Annotated in this window: 14 protein-coding genes; 11 read left to right on the top strand and 3 right to left on the bottom strand. The window is 53.9% G+C overall.

Features of this window, described 5'->3' with window-relative positions; genetic code table 11:
- The first annotated feature begins 41 nt into the window (after positions 1 to 41).
- Both NTU47_03520 and NTU47_03525 read left to right on the top strand, forming a co-directional pair.
- Positions 42 to 992, top strand: a complete 951-nt coding sequence (locus tag NTU47_03520; GenBank protein ID MCX6132863.1) for a hypothetical protein — start codon at positions 42 to 44, stop codon at positions 990 to 992.
- Positions 993 to 1,169: 177 nt separating this feature from the next.
- Complete coding sequence (locus NTU47_03525; protein ID MCX6132864.1) at positions 1,170 to 1,835, top strand: tetratricopeptide repeat protein; 666 nt, start codon at positions 1,170 to 1,172, stop codon at positions 1,833 to 1,835.
- A 119-nt stretch (positions 1,836 to 1,954) separates the two neighbouring features.
- Here the strand turns inward: NTU47_03525 and NTU47_03530 are convergent, their stop codons facing one another.
- The gene (locus NTU47_03530; protein ID MCX6132865.1) at positions 1,955 to 3,604 is read right to left on the bottom strand and encodes a M28 family peptidase; all 1,650 of its coding nucleotides are present in this window, start codon (positions 3,602 to 3,604) and stop codon (positions 1,955 to 1,957) included.
- Between the two features lie 322 nt (positions 3,605 to 3,926).
- Here NTU47_03530 and radA point away from each other — a divergent pair, with 322 nt between their 5' ends.
- The 4 genes from radA to rdgB all read left to right on the top strand — a co-directional run bounded on the left by radA (position 3,927) and on the right by rdgB (position 6,733).
- Complete coding sequence (gene radA / locus NTU47_03535; protein MCX6132866.1) at positions 3,927 to 5,288, top strand: DNA repair protein RadA; 1,362 nt, start codon at positions 3,927 to 3,929, stop codon at positions 5,286 to 5,288.
- Positions 5,289 to 5,394: 106 nt separating this feature from the next.
- Complete coding sequence (locus NTU47_03540) at positions 5,395 to 5,874, top strand: nucleoside deaminase (protein ID MCX6132867.1); 480 nt, start codon at positions 5,395 to 5,397, stop codon at positions 5,872 to 5,874.
- A gap of 11 nt (positions 5,875 to 5,885) precedes the next feature.
- Entirely contained in the window at positions 5,886 to 6,149 is a 264-nt protein-coding gene (locus NTU47_03545) for a hypothetical protein (protein MCX6132868.1), read from the top strand.
- On the top strand, positions 6,146 to 6,733 hold the full coding sequence (rdgB, locus tag NTU47_03550) for an RdgB/HAM1 family non-canonical purine NTP pyrophosphatase (GenBank protein MCX6132869.1): 588 nt from the start codon (positions 6,146 to 6,148) through the stop codon (positions 6,731 to 6,733). Before NTU47_03545 ends, rdgB begins: the two co-directional genes overlap by 4 nt.
- A gap of 27 nt (positions 6,734 to 6,760) precedes the next feature.
- Here rdgB and NTU47_03555 read toward each other — a convergent pair whose 3' ends face one another.
- Positions 6,761 to 7,957, bottom strand: a complete 1,197-nt coding sequence (locus NTU47_03555) for a response regulator (protein ID MCX6132870.1) — start codon at positions 7,955 to 7,957, stop codon at positions 6,761 to 6,763.
- A 243-nt stretch (positions 7,958 to 8,200) separates the two neighbouring features.
- Between NTU47_03555 and NTU47_03560 the strand changes: the two genes are divergently transcribed.
- The 5 genes from NTU47_03560 (at position 8,201) to NTU47_03580 (ending at position 13,902) form a co-directional block, all read left to right on the top strand.
- Positions 8,201 to 8,620, top strand: a complete 420-nt coding sequence (locus tag NTU47_03560) for a hypothetical protein (GenBank protein ID MCX6132871.1) — start codon at positions 8,201 to 8,203, stop codon at positions 8,618 to 8,620.
- Between the two features lie 322 nt (positions 8,621 to 8,942).
- On the top strand, positions 8,943 to 11,075 hold the full coding sequence (locus NTU47_03565; protein MCX6132872.1) for a S46 family peptidase: 2,133 nt from the start codon (positions 8,943 to 8,945) through the stop codon (positions 11,073 to 11,075).
- A 176-nt stretch (positions 11,076 to 11,251) separates the two neighbouring features.
- Positions 11,252 to 11,806: a hypothetical protein gene (locus NTU47_03570; GenBank protein ID MCX6132873.1), complete on the top strand. Its 555-nt coding sequence runs from the start codon at positions 11,252 to 11,254 to the stop codon at positions 11,804 to 11,806.
- Positions 11,807 to 12,137: 331 nt separating this feature from the next.
- Positions 12,138 to 12,935 (top strand): MBL fold metallo-hydrolase, encoded by a 798-nt coding sequence (locus tag NTU47_03575; protein ID MCX6132874.1) that lies wholly within the window; start codon positions 12,138 to 12,140, stop codon positions 12,933 to 12,935.
- Positions 12,936 to 12,948: 13 nt separating this feature from the next.
- Complete coding sequence (locus NTU47_03580) at positions 12,949 to 13,902, top strand: class A beta-lactamase-related serine hydrolase (protein MCX6132875.1); 954 nt, start codon at positions 12,949 to 12,951, stop codon at positions 13,900 to 13,902.
- Between the two features lie 71 nt (positions 13,903 to 13,973).
- Here NTU47_03580 and NTU47_03585 read toward each other — a convergent pair whose 3' ends face one another.
- Positions 13,974 to 15,047, bottom strand: coding sequence for an alpha/beta hydrolase-fold protein (locus NTU47_03585; protein ID MCX6132876.1), 1,074 nt, complete (start codon positions 15,045 to 15,047; stop codon positions 13,974 to 13,976).
- Between the last annotated feature and the right edge of the window lie 203 nt (positions 15,048 to 15,250).

Consider the following 15,250-nt stretch of genomic DNA (forward strand, 5'->3'; position numbering starts at 1 on the left):
GCGCTTGCGGAGAGATGCGAAAGAGGGTATCTTTCGTGTGCATGGAATCATCAGCGAAAGAATATGACCTTGGTCTGATCTGGAACTGGACGTTCGATCAGGAGTTTCTCCGACTGGTCTCCTCTGCGGTTCAGGAACTGGGGATGAGCGTCTTCCTGATCGACCATCAGTGCCTTCCTGAAACGACTGAGTCGTTGAAAAACGACACCATGCATTTTCGCTTCATACTGGACCGTGCATCCGATGAGGATGAACGGTTCCTGCCTCTGGCTCAGCTCATCGCACGCAGGCAGGCCGGATCGGGCCGCCGATCGCCAATTCGTATTATCAATCCGTATGATTTGCTGCGTCGCGCGTCCGACAAGGCGACGATGCATCTCGAATTCCTGACGCATGGTATTCACGTTCCGTTCACCATCATCATTTCTCCTTACAACCACAAGCGGGAGGTGGAGCTCTCGCTCACTGAACTTGCGCAGCTTGGCCGCCCTTTCATCATCAAACCGGCAAATACAACCGGTGGAGGAGTCGGAGTCGTTCTCGGCGCCGAGTCTCTGAAAGACATCATCGAGACCCGTCAGCACCACAAGAATGACAAGTACCTCCTGCAGGAAAAGGTCGATCCGGCGAACCTGGCCGAGCGGCGCGCCTGGTTCCGTGTTTTCTTCGCGTTCGGCCTGATAATCCCGTGCTGGTGGGACGACCTGACACATATCTATGAAGAGCTAAGACCCGCAGAGGAAGAAGCGTTCAACCTGCAGCCTCTCCGGTCGATCACAGAGACGATCAGTAGAATCTGCGGCCTCGACTTCTTTTCCACCGAAATCGCCCTGACACAAGGACATACATTCATCGTCGTCGACTACGTCAACGAGATGTGTGACATGCGATTGAAATCCATCCATACCGACGGTGTTCCTGACAGTATCGTGCAGTCTATCGCCTCCTCCATGGCGGGATTTCTCAGCGATTCCAAGCATAAACTCTCATAGTGCCACGGCAACTTCCGGCACGAGCTAATATCGACAGAAAGTCCACTCCCTTTCATCTATCCCTTTAAATGAATCTATGAATGAATTGCCCTGTGGAAGCTTGATTTTGACTTGTGTCTTTGATACATTTCAACTGGTTATAATCAACAGTCGCCATTGCCATAGCCCGGAGGCCTTATGAGTTTTGCACGAACAAAGGAGATTGCGTTTCGCCTCTCCCTTCCCGCGCTGATGATCTCGCTCTTGGTTTGGGGCGGATGCTCAAGCGAGCAAGCGGTCAAAGTTCCCCCGGGGCCGACCCCCGAGCACAAGAAGATTGATTCGCTCGAGACGGTCAATGTGACTCTCAAGCAGAAGCTTGTGAAGTTTGAGCAGGACAACAATTCCCTCAATGCCAGACTCAGCGACGTTGAAGCGAAACTGAAGGCGGAACTCGATAGGGCAGCGGCAGCGGCAAAGCCACCTCCACCTCCTCCGGCCCCGGCGGCAACGTACGAAGGTGCACAGAAGGCCTTTGGAGAGAAGAAGTACGATGAAGCGATCCAGATGTTCCAGGCGCTGCTCGACGGCGGAACTCCCGAAGATCTCGCCGACAACTGCCATTACTGGATCGGTGAATCATACTTCGGCAAGAAAGATTACAAAGAAGCGGTGAAGCATCTCGAGATGGTCTTCCAGTACAAGACCTCCGAGAAGAAGGGGGACGCGTACTATATGCTCGGCCGCGCCCATGAAATGCTCGGAGACAAAGCGAAAGCAAAAGAATCATACGAAAAAGTAGTGAAGGACTTCCCCACAAACGACAACGTGAAGAAGGCAAAAGAACGCTGGGGACGCCTGTAATCTGTCCAGTGTAGATCTGATACATAAGAAACCCCCGGCAACGTACGGGGGTTTTTTTATTGGCCTGTCTCTATCTGTTCTTCGGGCGATGCCCTTTGTTCTTTGCCTCTCCTCAATTTTTATTTTCGACTCCGCATCCTGAGCCCTGCCGCTTCGAATTCATCTCCCTTGTTCCAGACTGGCAGAGCGCCTGCGTTGGCAAGGCGTCGGATCAGCCGCAGGGCGAATTCCGCCTGCTGCAGAGCACCGTCATAGTTCCAGTCATCGCGCAACTCGTCGCTTGGCTGGTGATAGTGTTTCAGGTTGAACTCATCGGAGACTTGCTTCCCATACGCCGCCGGCTTGCCAGCATATTCTGCGCACGAGCGGAGTGAAAGCGAAGGAATCCCGACCTTCGCAAATGAGAAATGATCAGATCGATAGAAACTTCCCTGCTCCGGAAATGCATCCGGCCTGACGACGAGCTTCATCACCGCGGCGATCGCCTCGACGTCCGCCCCGAGCGAAGAGCGCTCTGCTCCCAGACAGATAACATCGCTGGTTCTCCCCCAGATGTTGATGCCGTCAATGTTGACATTCGCAATCATCGATGCTGCCGGTACCGTGGGATGCTCAGCGAAATACTGAGACCCCAACAAATTCTTTTCCTCGGCCGCAACCGCCGCAAAGAGCATCGATCGCTTCGGTTTTTCTTTCATCGCAGCAAACTCTTCGGCAATCGCGAGAATCATGGAGACGCCGGACGCGTTATCCAGGGCTCCATTATAGATGGAGTCTCCCTCTACGGGCGCACCGATGCCCAGGTGGTCGTGATGCGACGAGACCACGACATATTCCTGGCTCAGCTTCTGATCGCCTCCCCGCAGAATGCCGATGACGTTGCGCGTTTCCAATCTGCGTATGGCGTAGTTCATTCTTCCCGATACTTTCAAACCGAGCGCAATGGGCTTGAACGTCTTCTTCTGGGCGGACGCAACCAGTGTGTCGAGGTCGAAACCGGTCAGCGCGAGGTACCGCCTCGTGGCTTCCTCGGTGGTCCAGCCCTTCAGCTTGATATCCCGTGATTTCTCCGGGAGGTCCAGATCAAAATTCTCTCTCGAGCGTGATGTCTTGACAACCTGGAATGGATACCCGGCGGAACTGGTTGTGTGAATAATGATGGCTCCAATGGCCCCTTTGCGCGCGGCGATCTCGTATTTGTAAGTCCATCTTCCGTAATACGTCCGTCCTTTCCCGGCAAAGAACGTCGAGTCCCCGGTGTTGGGATCATCGTTTATAATGAGGAGTGTTTTTCCTGTGACATCGACTCCTTTGTAGTCATCCCAGCCAAATTCCGGAGCAACGATCCCGTATCCGACGAAGACGAGGTCAGCCCCCTTGATGGCAATTGCGGGCTCATAGACACCTGTCGTCGCGACAAATTCCTCCGGAAACTTCAGCCGCGCGGTCTTGTTCCCGGCACCGATCTCCATCGTCGCAGACGGATCAATATGCACGCCGATGACCGGAACACGCTGCAGATATGTTCCATTCTCGCCTGCCGGTTCGAGGCCGAGGGCCTTGTATTGGGCGATAATATACGTGAGCGCTCGTTCTTCCCCGCGCGTACCGGGAGCGCGCCCTTCCATGGAATCATGCGCAAGGACGGCGGTTCGCTCTTTCAAACGCGCAGCGGTGACACGCGAGAGCGAGAGATCGTCCTGACGGGAACAGGCACAGAGCATGACGAGTATGGCTCCGGTGCCCAGCAGCAAGAGTGATTGTTTCATGGGAATTGTCTTTCGAGAATTGGAGGAGTTATCGAAGAATCGATTGACGAATTGAAAGTATCAAAAGTCCCGACACAAAGCAACGCACACGTCGTGTCCGCTGACGGCGTGTTGAATCTCAGTGCGCGCGTCTGTATATTGACTGAGTTATCATCCCATACTTCGAGATTCGAAATTGGGAGTTCGATATTGGACATTCACCTGAACTTCCAGAAGAAGAGAAGTTCATTCGAGTGAATATCGAATATCGATTGACGAACACCGAATTCCGAGGTATTTGATCCGGTATTCACGATGATACTCTAAGGCAAAACAACTCCCCGTGTCCAAGATCCAGACAAAATACGTGTGCCAGTCTTGCGGGTATGTCTCCCCCCGTTGGGTAGGAAAGTGCCCGAATTGCAATGAGTGGAACACCTTCGTCGAAGAAGCGCCATCTCCGTTGAAGCTCTCGAGAAAACCGGCAGGGGCCGCCTCGAATCTCGATCCGATTCCGATGGACCAGCTTGAGAGCGAAGACGTTCCGCGCGTCAAGACGAATATCGAGGAATTCGACCGCGTGCTCGGCGGCGGACTTGTTCCCGGTTCACTGATACTGCTCGGAGGCGATCCGGGCATCGGAAAATCCACGCTCATGATGCAGGTGGCCCTGAAGCTCAAGGATCAGGTTATTCTCTATATTAGCGGCGAAGAGTCTGTGCGGCAGATCAAGCTTCGGGCCGAACGACTCGATGCAAGCGACAAGAGCGGCATCCTGCTCCTGGCGGAAACGAATCTCGACCTCATTCTCAATGTCATCGAGCGGGGCACGCCCGACCTGATCATCGTTGATTCGATTCAGACGATGTACCGCCCCGGGCTGGAGAGCGCGCCGGGAAGCGTAAGCCAGGTACGCGAATCGACCGCGTTGCTGCTGCGGCTGGCAAAGACACGCGGCATTCCGATTTTCGTGATCGGTCATGTGACAAAGGAAGGGGTCATTGCCGGTCCGAGAGTCATCGAGCACATGGTGGACACCGTCCTGCAGTTTGAAGGCGAAGCACACTACGCATACAGGATTCTCCGCGCGTTGAAGAACCGGTACGGCTCGACGAACGAGATCGGAATTTTCGAGATGCACGAGAATGGCCTGCGGGAAGTCAAAAATCCCTCGGAGGCATTTCTTTCCGAGCGCCGGTACGGAACATCCGGATCGACAGTGGTTTCCAGCATCGAAGGATCGAGACCGATCCTCATCGAGGTGCAGGCGCTTGTCACGCCCACGAGTTACGGTATGCCTCAACGCAACACCACGGGATTCGATTACCGCCGGCTCTCCCTCTTGTTGGCGGTCCTGGAGAAACGCGTCGGCCTCCACTTGGGCAGCCAGGATGTGTTTGTGAATATCGCCGGAGGTGTGAAAATCGATGAGCCCGCAGTCGACCTCGGCATTGCGACTTCCATCACATCCAGTTTGCGTGATATTCCGGTCGACTCCTCCACCGTCGCCGTCGGCGAGATTGGACTGGGGGGAGAAATCAGAACCGTCGGACACGTTGAGAAACGTGTGCAGGAAGCATCCAAACTCGGATTCAAACGGATCATCGTACCCCATAACAATCTCAAGGGCTTGAAGGGACAAGAGGGTATTGAGATCGTCGGAGTTCATACCGTCAACGAAGCGATCCAGCAATTGATCAGCTAGCGCCACTTCTATCTCGGGATCTTGTATTCAAAAAGGCGCTAGTGCCAGCTTCCAATAGCGATCTCGATGACAATAGACGATACGATTTCTTGGAAGCGGCATTGATATGATACAAGAAGAGCAGCTGCGGTTCATGAGAGAGGCAATTGAGTTTTCGAGGGGAAACGCCAGAGACGGCAAAGGCGGTCCCTTCGCTGCTCTTATTGTCCAGGGTGATGCGATTATTGCGCGCGGCACGAATCTCGTCACTTCGACCAATGACCCGACAGCGCACGCGGAGATCGTCGCCATCCGGGAAGCGTGCAGGCACCTCGGCACGTTTCAACTTGCCGGATGCGATTTCTATACGACGTGCGAGCCGTGCCCGATGTGTCTCGGTGCAATCTACTGGGCGCGCCCGCGGGCCGTGTATTTCGCAAACACACGACATGATGCGGCCGGCATCGGGTTCGATGACCGCTTCATCTATGATGAATTTACCCTCCCCCACGAGAAACGCAGAATTCCGATGATTCAGGTTCTTCGGGATGAAGCGCTCATTGCCTTTCGTGAATGGACGACCAAATCTGACAAGATCTCTTACTGACGGAGCACACGATGCAGTGGATTGGATATCTCGGATTGACGGCACTCGTGGTGTGTTGGATCCCTCAGTCGATTGAGACGATCAAACAGGGCAGATGCCCTGTGAACCTTGCATTTCTGCTTCTTACCGCGCTGGGGAGTTTCAGTTTGGCTGTGTATGCATTGAGCCTGGGCAACCTGGTCTTTTCCATGTTGAACTGTCTCACAACGTTCGGCTCGTTGATCAACATCTACTACAAAGTGCTTCCCCGGAAATCACAACAAGGCAATGCATGAACAAGATTGTCCTCGCCACACGGAACTCACACAAGATTCTTGAAATAAAGACCATTCTTCGCGATTTCCCGCTGGAGATTCTGACACTCAACGATGTTCCCAACGTTCCCGAACTGCGGGAAGACGGAGAGACATTTCAGGCCAACTCGCTGCAGAAAGCGCGCACGGTGTATCAGTTCACAAAACTCCCAGCACTCGCCGACGATTCCGGCCTCGAGGTATTCTATCTGAATGGCAGGCCGGGAGTTATCTCGGCACGTTATGCCGGCTTGAACGCGACGGACGAGCAGAACAACAAGAAACTCCTGGGACAGATGCGGGGCGTCTCGCCCCGGCGGCGGAAGGCGCAGTTTCGTGCGGTGCTCACCCTGCTGGACGAGAACGGTGCAGAAGTAACGGAAGGAATTTGTCCTGGCAGACTTGCGGAATTGCCGCGTGGCACGAACGGTTTCGGTTACGATCCAATTTTCATGCCCGATGGGTTTTCGCGTACGTACGCAGAGCTCACAAGCGAAGAGAAGAACCAGATCAGCCACCGCGCACGGGCGCTGGCGGCGATGAGACAGATCCTGCAGCGGTGGTAACGCGAAGTCTCATTTCGCCTAACGGCATTATTTCAGTTTGCCTTCGATCGTGGCAAGAAGCAGTTCCAGATCAAAGGGCTTTTCGATGAAGTTGTCCACACCCAGGCGCATCCCCGCGCGCACCACAAACTCATCGCTGATACCGCTCATCAGAAGAAACGGCGTGTCGTTCAGTCGTTCATCCTCGCGCACATGCTGATAGAACTCCAGGCCCGTCTGTTGACCTTCACCAAACAGCAGGTCGGAGACGACGATGGCCGGGATGGTTTTCTGAAGTATCTCGAGCGCCTTTTCCACGCTCTCCGCGGTTACGACGTCATAGCCATGCTTTCGAAGGTTCGCGGCAAGCGAAAGGAGCAGCGTTTCTTCATCGTCTGCAAGAAGGATCGTTGATTTCGCGTTCGGCGTGTTTTTGGCCCACAGAATCTTCGCCTCCGCGCACATGTGTTCTTCCATTGTGATGTTGAACTTCCGCCGCATGAGCTGCAGAACTTCGTTCTCGTTCTGCGAGATGACCCCATCCTTCCAGGCAATGCGGAGAGACTCCACATATGCATCGATCTGAATTTGTTTTTCGACATCCCGGTGCTCGTCATCTGAGATTCTGAATAGGTCGCGCACTTTTTTCAACTCGCGCGCCTCTTCTTCCGTCACGGATCCGTCAAACCACATTTCCTTCAACAGCTCGCGATACATCGCTACGCTCGCGCGCTCACCCGGCCTGGATTGATCCGCAGGCGGCTCCGGCATCACGGCCCGCTGAGGAGAGTGTTCAGGCTTGTCGGCGGCAGGCTTCTTCACTTCATCGGGGTCGAGGAGGCTGATGCGTTCCTGGTATCCTTTAGCGTAGTAGTTTTGCGGATCGATGGCGAACACTTTTTCCACCTGCTGCCGGGCAAGTTTGAATTTCTTTGCGGCCATGAGCTGATCTGCCGCGCGCAGGAGCATGCTGATCTGCGCGATGCGCTGATCGTCACGGGAAGTTTTGGGGTCCTTCACTTCCGTCTCTTCGACCTGATGTTTCTGCGATTTCTCCATCCGGGCACGCACGCGATCCAGAAAAGAACGGGCATAGTAATTCCTCGGATCGAGCTGCAGCGCCGCTTCGATCTGGGCGATGGAATCCTTGAACTGTGATTCGTTGGCCATGATATCTGCGGCACGCAAATGGAGCGCAACGCGCTCTTTGACCGATTCTTGTTGCGGGTCTTTCTTGCTCAGCATGGACTTCTCCCTGGGGGCTCTGGACGGTGTACTTAGAAACTATTCATTTCGGTCTTGAAAATCAACGAGCGCCATCACAGAAAGGCTCTGGTGGTCGATAAATGTATTCTCGCTCCTTTTTTGATATATTGAGCCCGATGAGGAGCTTTGGAGTACGCTTCGGCTGTTTGACCCGGCGTCGGGTGATGGTGCCGCTGGCCCTCGCACAATTTCCAAAACATGTATGACGAGAAAGGAACATTCATGAGCAGGAGACTCTGGATCGGGTTCGTGGCTGTTTTCGTGACGACACAGATCATCGAAGGTCTTCTCGATTTCTATCTTCTCGATCCAATCTACGGTTCCTATTCCCATATCTGGCGACCGATCGCGGAAATGAAGCTCTGGCTGCTCCCCGTGACCGGAATGTTCTTTTCGTTTTTCTTCGTCTTCATATTCTCGAAAGGATATGAGGGGAAAGGCATTGCAGAGGGAATCCGCTACGGATTGTACGTCGCGCTGATGGCTGCGCTTCCGAAAGCGTACGGAAACTACGCACTCATGCAGATTCCATATTCGCTCGCATTGCAGTGGTTTCTGTACGGGACACTTGAATACGTCATCGCGGGTGCAATTGTGGCAGGAATCTTTTGCCTGCGAATTGACTCTTCTCCTGCATCCTGAAGAATTGTCAATTCTCGGAAATCCGCAAACAGCGCTCTTCTAGAGAGCCGAGCGGAAAGTGCCGCCACCAAGTCACTGAGCCAAAGGCTCATGCGCCTCTGGCGCAAAAGACACCAAGGTGTATGAAAACTTCACTTTTCTGCGTCCTTCTTCTTTGTGACTTAGTGCCTTTGTGGCAAATGACGAGTTTTCATCCGAGCTTCTAGGGCGCTCTTCTTGCATGGACCGCGTGTTTTCGTTGCGTGAGCAGAGAGTTCTTCTTACCTTGATTCACTTTTCTGGTCATCCAAATCAACTGTACAACATTTCACGAGGTGTATCTATGTTGCGAGCAATAGTAAGATCCTCCGCAATTGTTCTGCTTGTCTCGCTGGTGTTCTTCGCCGGCTGTTCGAGCAACCAGGGAACACGACCGGAGGTTACGAGTCAGCAAGTGCTTGAGAGCGTGAAAGCCGGACAGTTCGACACTGGCAAAATGTGGACGTTCGATTTCCCGCCGGTCGACTATTTCAAGAAGACTTACGGTTTCACCCCTGACAAAGCGTGGTTTGACAAAGCACGCCTGGGCACGTTGCGACTTCCGGGTTGTACCGCATCGTTCATCTCCGAAGACGGTTTGGTGATGAGCAACCATCACTGCGCGCGGGGTCCTCTTGCTGCCGTCGCCAAGGAAGGTGAGAAGTTTGTTACCGATGGATTTTACGCAAAGACTCTGGAAGAAGAGCGGAAAGCCCCGACGTATGTCGACCAGCTTGTGACAATCGAAGACGTGACATCCGAGATGCAGGCAGCGTTTGACAGCGGAACAACTGACAGCGCAAAGGCGGCGAACCGCGCTGCCAAGACGACCCAGATCATCGCCCGCTACGCTGCAAAGTTCAAGCAGACCACGAGCGATTCGATGGTCTTTAATGTATACCCCTTCTACAATGGTGGACACTATTCACTCTACGGCTTCAAACGTTATACCGATGTCCGCCTCGTGTTCGCACCGGAAGAAGAGATCGCGTTCTACGGCGGCGATCCAGATAACTTCACCTATCCGCGCTACGACTATGATTTGTCGTTGTTCCGCGTGTATGAAAACGGCAAGCCGCTGAAGACTCCCAACTTCTTCCCCTTCAGCAAGAACGGCGCGGCAGAGAATGAACCGGTATTTGTCATCGGCAATCCTGGTCGGACAGCTCGTCTCAATACCGTTGCCCAACTCGAGACAGCACGAAATCTCTCGTATCCATTCAATGTTGCGGCGGGGTCAAGTCGCCTGAACGCGTTGAATGCCTACGTCGAAAAGAACCCTGATAAGAAGTATGAAAACATCAACACGATCTTCGGGATCGCCAACTCACTGAAAACAACCAAAGGCGAACTTGAAGCGCTCAGAGATCCTATTGTAATGGCGAAAAAGGCCGATTTCGAGAAGAATTTCCGCGGCGCGGTTGTCAACAACGCACAGCTGAAGGCGAAGTACGGCGATCCGTGGGGAGAGATTGCGACGTACGAAAAGCAGCTTCAGGCACTCCAGGGCGAGGCGTTGCCGCTGAACGTCCGGAACTGGTCTTCCACGCTGTCGCTCGCTGCCGGTCTTCTCGATTACGCAACCGGTCAGATGGATTTCCGCGGCCGACCGGCCGGCAAACCTTCGTGGCCAAGAAATTATGCGGCAGAAGTTGAGAAGATGATGCTGATAGACCAGCTGACGTACATGAAGAAGTCGCTCGGCGACAAGAATGAAGCATTCAACAAGCTGATGGCAGGACGTACGCCGGAACAGGCCGCAGTCGCGCTCATGAGCAGTTCCATAACTGGATCCAAGGAGAAGTTCGAAGCATTGGCGAATGCCAAACAGGATGAGATCACAAAGACCGCAGACGTTGTTCTCGACTTCGCGAAGTATGCCACTGCCCGCTCCTCTGAACTCCAGTCGCAGGCACGCCCTGTCGTTGCGAAGCAGCAGCCTTTCCTGCAATTGCTGGGCAAGGCGATGTACGATGTGTACGGCACCAGCATCCCGCCCGATGCGAGCTTCTCGCTGCGCATCGCGGACGGTGTTGTCAAAGGATACGACTACAACGGTACAATCGCCCCAATTTATACAACCTTCTACGGAATGTATGACCGGTACCACTCCTTCGGCAAGAAGGATCCATGGAATCTGCCAGCCCGATGGGCAAATCCTCCTGCCGATTTCAACATGAGCACGCCGATTAATTTTGTTGCCACCAGCGACATCATCGGCGGCAACTCCGGCAGCCCTGTGATCAACAAAAACCTCGAAGTGGTCGGCCTCGTGTTTGATGGAAACATCGAGAGCCTCCCCGGCAGGTTCATCTTCGACGATACGAAGAACAGGACTGTTGCTGTTCACTCCTCCGGACTGATGGAAGCAATGGAGAAGATCTACAAGATGGACAGGATTGCGAAGGAGATGCGTTTCGGCAAGATCGTCAACTAGTGTTTTGCTGACAGATCAGGGGGCGGCCGACAAGCTGCCCCTTGCTGTTTTCTCACGCATCGATGGAACCCCGCAGGGGCTGTTGGGGGTTGAAAAAGGAAGTATGTGGGTAGAGAGTACTGGAGTAGGAAGTACTGAAGTAGTGGAGTAGTAGAGTAATGGAGATGGCTCGGATTATGCGAAATGTACTCAACCGTCTGGCGATAGCATTGGTTCTCTGTCTTGGGATCGCCATCCCCCTTCGGGCACAAACCCAATTGGGAGATCGTCCCAGCGGATTTGATACCTGGCTCGGGCTCCAGGCGGTTCCAAGCATGATGGTTGTCTCTCACCCCGGTGATATTCCGTTCGCCTTTGAGTGGGAAGCGACGCCGGTCTTGTATTCCTTTGGCATGACGAAACTGGTCTCGCCCTGGCATTCGTTCAGAGTCGTACCCCCGGCGCGGTTTACGGGTTCCATCGAGCTGAAGATCACCGGGCAGGTATCGACGCGAAAGACCGGCTCATCGTACTTCGGCAGCTCCGTCCAGCTCATTGGTCACGTACCGCTCATTGAACGCGGCGAGTATCTGGGTCTCACTGTGGGCGTCGCAAAGTACGCATTCGCTGGCTCCTCTCCTTGGTTCAAAGTCGTTGGTGTTTCCACTCTCTTTGGCTTCGTCGAGCTCAACTTCAAGCACAGTGCAGATCCAGCGATCTGGATGGGCACGATTGAATTTCGTTTCTTCTGAAGGCGCCTTGACGAGCACACGGATGACACAGAAGAAGCACGAGATTCCCGCCGATCGACATCAGTGTAGATCTCGTATCATCAGGTCCCGTTGTTCTTCGACAGTTGAACCTGCCCGCCGAACCATTTCTCTTTGGGCAGGCGTGCTGTCGAAGAGGGCCCATGTCCGACAGTTCAACTGTCGGACAACAAGATCAAGAACATATTGTCCAGTAGTTGCTGCAGTCCTTGTCCTGTTCGCGTGCTACGGCTGCAATCCTCTTGTCGCTCGATTCACTTCACGCGCGATCGATCAACTCAGCGAACCGACTCAACCAGTTGCGCATAAGATCGTGTCGCCCGTTCGCAACAGCGTGGGCCTTTCGGTTCTCTGGGTGGGACACGCCACCGTCCTGATACAAATCCACGACAAGGTCATCATCACCGATCCGGTGTTCACCAACACCATCGGTCTCCTCGCCAAGCGTTCCATCGATCCGGGTATCGATTCCAAGTCCATCCCGCGACTCAACGCGATTGTGATCTCCCATATTCACATGGATCATTTCAGTTACTCAAGCCTGGATCTGCTTCCGAAAACTGCCAGACTTTTTGTCCCTTCGGGCGGAATTTCATATACGCCCGAGTTCGGCTTCAGGGAAACCGTCCCGCTAAAACCGTGGCAGGTTTTTGAAGATGACGGCCTTCGCATCACGGCTGTCGCTGAAAAGCATTTCGGGGGGCGGTACGGATTTGATGCGGGCTGGAATGAGGACCCAACGTGGACGGGCTACGTCATTGAATACAAAGGAACGACCGTGTTCTTCGCTGGAGATACCGGGTTCGATCCCGAACTGTTCAAGGAGATCGGCCGCCGATTCCACGTTGATGTCGCCCTCGTGCCGATCGCCCCGGTGGAGCCGCGCGAATTCATGAGCCGCGTTCACGTCGACCCCAAAGAGGCCCTCCAGGTCTTCGAAGATGTTGGTGCAAAGCTGATGATTCCGATCCATCACGATACGTTTTTCCAGGGACTGGAACCGACCGCAGCCTATGCGAAGAACCTTCTGGAGAAACTCATAGCAGAACGCGGACTCCGGGATCGGGTAAAGATTCTTGAAATCGGCGAGCAGGTCATTCTCAAAGAATAGGAAGGAACTCCCAATGGTTACGGCCGCGAAGCCCCTCCCCTCTCTTCTTCTCGTCAGTTGTCTTCTTCTGCTCAGTTCGTGCAGCCCCTCCGGCTCCGCTCTCAGGCCGCACGACGATCGTGTACTGCAGCAGAATGTGGAGGCGCTTGTGAAGGGCTTCAGAGGAGATGTGGGGGTGTACGTCAGGAACCTCACAACCGGTCAAATGGCGGCCTGCCAGCCCGACACTCTGTTCCCCACCGCAAGCATGATAAAAGTGCCCATACTCTGCGGCGTCTTCGATAAGATCAACAAGGGGGAACTCACATACGGCCAGGAACTCGTGTACCGCGACTCGTTGAAATACGACGACGGTGTCACCGGTTCCTTCCGCGACAGCACGAAGCTTCCTCTGGCCGAAATCGTCATGCTGATGATTGCGCTGAGCGACAACACCGCGTCTCTCTGGCTCCAGCAGCTGGCCGGCACCGGCACGACGATCAATGCGTGGCTGGAGAACAATGGATTCCACCAGACACGTGTCAATTCACGGACCCCGGGCCGCCAAGGGATCCGCGAGATCTACGGCTGGGGACACACCACACCGCGCGACATGGCAGAATTAATGGCACTCATCTACCAGGGGCGCGCAGTCAGTCCCGATGCAAGCGAACAGATGTTCCGCGTTCTGTCGAAACCGTTCTGGGATGGGGAGGCGGTTTCACAAATCCCGCCCACAGTTCACGTTGCATCCAAGAGCGGAGCTGTGAACGCCTCCAAATCGGAAGTCGTGCTTGTCAACGGCCCGTCCGGCGACTATGTATTCTGTGTCATCACGAAAAACCAGAAGGATCAGCGGTGGGAGGGTGACAACGAGGGCTATGTCCTGATTCGCCGTGTTTCAAGGATGCTGTGGGAGTACTTTGAACCTGATTCGAAGTGGAAACCGGCGCCGGGTTCGGGGAGATGGGAAAAACCGAACAAATAATGGTGGCTCCGTGAACGGGATATTAATGGTGAATTGTCAATTCACAATTCTCCATTGACAATTATCCGCCTTCACTTCATCTGCTGAACTGTCTGATACCCAACGACCACCGAATCTGATACATTGTGATACCGGATCTTCACGATGAGGTCCCGTGTTGATCTGAATTCAAAACTCCCGTCGCGGTTCACAACTCCATCTCCGGGATTGAGCAGCTGGTATGAAGCGAATGTCGCTGCGGAGTGAACGATGCCGCTCTTCAGAGTGATGACGGGATTTAATCGCAGGAAGTAGACGCCCGACATCGTGACGCTCCGAATCACTTCAAGATCCGTTCTCATACTCACAATGCTGTCCGACGCAGGGGGTTTGAACATGATCAGAGGGTACTCGATTCGCTCCACCCAGTCAAGCATCATGTGTGATCCGTCTTTCACTTCGTAGTACAGAAAGTCCTTTCCATACACGAGTCCCTTTCCCGCCAGGACATCCAGCAGGGGAATATAATAGTCCCACTCCCGTGTTCCGATATCAAACCAGAGCTTGACTTCCTTTCTTGGCATTGCGGCGATGTCATCGAAGATCTTGTTGTTCGCAACCCAATACGACGGCGAGAGGGCTCCGGCCATAGAGAACGTCGTATCATAGTTGAACGCAAGCCATGTCACGAAGAGGCCGCCGAATGAGAAACCCATCGCTGCCCGCCCGCTCCGGTCTTTGATCGTCCTGTACTTCCCGTCAATGGTGGGTATGACCGTTCCGACGATGTAGTTGGCAAACGCCTTCGCGTTCGGAACATAGCGCCCGAAGTGTTCCGTAATGTATGCGTCATCGTACGGAACGAACTCGCTCGTGCGTTGATCCGTGCTGTACACCTGGACAACAATCATCTCCTGCAGTGTACCCCGAAGCATGCGGTCGTTGAGCAACGTATTGATAGCCCACTGATCTCCGTCGAACAGGTAGACGACGGGATAGCTTTTTGTTGACGTACCATAGCCGGGCGGCAGATAGACGCGCAGAGGTCTGTCCTGTATCGTCGCGTCAATCGGGGACAATAACTTGTCGCAACCTGCGTGTAGAAACAGCGAGGCAAGGACTCCAACCAGAATGAGAACAGTCTTGTCGAAAGATGAAACGTTCATCGATTTCCGCTCTTTCCCTTGGCTTCTGCGTTCAAAGATGTGGCTCAAGGTCATACGAATCGCGGCTTGGAAGGTTGGCGCGAGGTGCATTGTGGCGGACATTGGTTCCAGTTTGTCAACGCATCTGGCTCTTTTACGAGCCGATCTATCCGTTTTTGCCAAGCAAATTGAGTATATGTAGAATTCTACGAATTTCCCTCTGA

This window comes from Ignavibacteriales bacterium (assembly GCA_026390595.1).
Taxonomy (GTDB): Bacteria; Bacteroidota; Ignavibacteria; order UBA10030; family UBA10030; genus UBA9647.